We start from the raw sequence: 2,821 nt of genomic DNA, 5'->3' as shown, positions 1-2,821 counted from the left end.
CTTATAGAGAGATGGATAATAGTAGTAGGGAGTGTGGAAATGTGGATAACTTGCGTGGGCAGAGTAATCCCGGCCTGACGAAGAGAGTCAGACCTTTCTGCGCAGAGGAGAAGCTGCCCAAGTTCGACCGATACCAGAGCGGTGGGGGTGACCAGCGCACCTCTGGTCACCATCTCTTGACAGAGTTCCCTCTCATGGTTCACCTTTGTTATCTGAACGGCTCTGGCCGAGGGAGAGAGCAGAGGCCGCAGCAGGTTACTCACCCATCTCCAAGAGTGCGACTTTCCCGACAGTAGCTCGTTATATCTCTAGGGGGTGGCAGAGAGAGCAAGAGAGCCAGGACAGAACCGGGCTGGGGTGCCTATGGCAAGGGGGCATGCGTGGCCACGTGTTTCCCTCTCTCACCGCGGTGCCTATCCTACTACTACTACAATACCCTTTTATTTCCCTTCTTGGGGTGGGCGGCTAACAACTGCAGGCAGGGGACGATATCCCCTGCCCAATCAGACCAATAGCTCTTTGACACCTCGCTAGAGCGAGAGGCTCAGTGCTAACAAGCACAGCGCCATTGATTTGCTGAGGGCGGCCAATGTCTTCAATTATTGAGACAATCAAAGCGCGCCTCGACCTGGTAGACGAAGTCAGCCAGGTTGTGAAGCTACAGAAAACGGGCCGGGCTTTCAAGGCTCTCTGTCCTTTTCATAGTGAGCGCACGCCGTCCTTTTATGTCTTTCCTGAGTCACAGCACTGGCACTGCTTCGGCTGTCACGAAAGCGGCGATATTTTTACGTTTGTGCAGAAGTCGCAGGGGCTTGATTTTCCCGAGGCACTGCGTTACCTGGCGGAGAAGGCTGGCATCTCTCTCGAAGGGCAGCCCAGCTACGATGGAACTCAGCAGCGCGAGCTAGCGGCCCAGCGCGAGCGGCTGCGCCAGCTTAACGAGGATGCTCAGCTCTGGTTTCATCAGGCCCTGTTGCGCCTACGTGAAGCTGCCCAGGCACGGGCCTATCTCCAGAGCCGTGGCCTCACAGCGGAGACAGTCATCGACTTTGGCTTAGGCTATGCTCCCGATAGTCGAGATGCTCTTTGTCGCTATCTGCTCGCACAGGGCTATAGCGAGCAAGAATTGATCCAGGGAGGGCTGGCCCGCGAGCCAGAAGACGGCCAAGGCCTCTATGACTATTTCAGGAATCGCATTATCTTTCCAATCCGGGACCTGCGAGGCCAGGTGATTGGTTTCGGCGGGCGCACGCTAGGCGATGGCCAGCCTAAGTATCTCAATACGCCGCAAACGCTACTCTTTGAGAAAAACAGCGTGCTCTATGCCATTGATCGGGCAAAGGAGGCGATCAAGCAGACAAACCAGGTAATCATTGTCGAGGGCTATCTTGACGCCATCATGGCCCACCAGTATGGGACCCGACAGACGGTGGCCTGCATTGGCAGCGCGATTACTGAAAAGCACATTCAACAGATCAAAAAGCTGACACGGCACATCACTCTGGCCTTAGATCCAGACGCCGCCGGGATGGCAGCCACCGAACACGGTATTCAGGAAGCCCTGCGCTCCCTCGAGCGCACCATTGTGCCCATCCCGCTACCGGCACCATCACAAGATCATCGTGGCCAGGGACCCAGTCCCCGGGCCATCATTCGCCTGGAGGAGGAGGTAGATGCCCAGATTGATGTCCTCCTCCTTCCTGCCGGCCAGGACCCCGATGAAGTGATCCGCCAAAATCCAGCCCAGTGGGAGGAGGCTCTAGCTCATCCGTTACCCCTGGTCGATTATTACTTTGTAGCGAAGACGGCGGATCTTGATCTGCGCCAGCCCCGTGATCAGGCGCTCGCTGCACGGCGCTTGCTTCCTATCATTGCCTTGATCAGCGACCGCGTCAAGCGCGACGCCTATGTGCGGAAACTGGCAAGGATGATCCATGTCGATGAACAGAGCCTGTATAATGAATTGCAGCGTAGCCTGCGCGGCAAACACCAGGGTGTAGCCGAGATCATCGTACCCGCCGAAGCAGGCCGCAGGGAGGTGGAAAAGGGCAAGCGAAGACAAAGGCAGGAGCGCCAGCTACCCAAGGCTCCATTGCGCTCTCTGTCCACGCTGGCTCGGATTAGTACAGACTCCAGCGGGAGGAATGGAACAGAGGGTGTATCCTCACCCTCACCTACGGTGGTGGAAGGAGAAGAGGCCAAAGCCGGGGCAGAGGTCGCGGTTACCACCTCGGCAAGCTCCGGCCCCGGCGGCAAAGGTCTAGAGCTTGACAGAGGGAAGTTGGATAGAGTAGAATGGGAAGACTACCTAATCGGGCTACTCCTCCAACATCCTGGTTTAAGTCAACATGTTTGTGGTATAATAAACGATGGTGACTTTATCGGGACGGACACGCGGGAGTTGTACCACTTTCTCAACTCTGTTTATCAACGTGGCTCTTCCTCTTTCCATCAACCCTTAGAGCAACTGTTGCCTTCCGCGTTGCTGGAAACAGCGGCCCGAGCGCAAAGGCGCGTCGAGGCAGCCTCTCCGCTCGATGGAGCAGGACTGATCAAAGCAGCCACCCAGTGCGCCACCAGGTTGAAGCGCATGCGGCTCATGCAGCTCAATACCGAGCTGCGCTATTTGATCCAGGAGGCCCGCGAAGCTGGAGATCTGGCCGCGGTGCGCGAGCTGGAGCGCCAGTTACAGGACATCCACCGGCAGATCCGCGAGATTCACCTGAAAACGAATCTGCAGGGATGACAGCCCTCAAGCCCAGGTGTTATATAGGTGATGTCAAGTGGCTTGGATGGTAGGTGGCAATGATCAGGATTGTAT

The 2,821-nt window shown here is 56.6% G+C and carries 1 protein-coding gene; it reads left to right on the top strand.

What is annotated here, in order from left to right; genetic code table 11:
• Window positions 1-589 precede the first annotated feature (589 nt).
• Window positions 590-2,746, top strand: a complete 2,157-nt coding sequence (gene dnaG / locus IRZ24_RS18980) for a DNA primase (RefSeq protein WP_297167897.1) — start codon at window positions 590-592, stop codon at window positions 2,744-2,746.
• Window positions 2,747-2,821 lie beyond the last annotated feature (75 nt).

It is taken from the genome of Thermogemmatispora sp. (genome assembly GCF_019683755.1).
GTDB lineage: Bacteria > Chloroflexota > Ktedonobacteria > Ktedonobacterales > Ktedonobacteraceae > Thermogemmatispora.
Note: the sequence above shows the minus strand (reverse complement) of the source record. Positions and strands in the feature narration are given on the sequence as shown.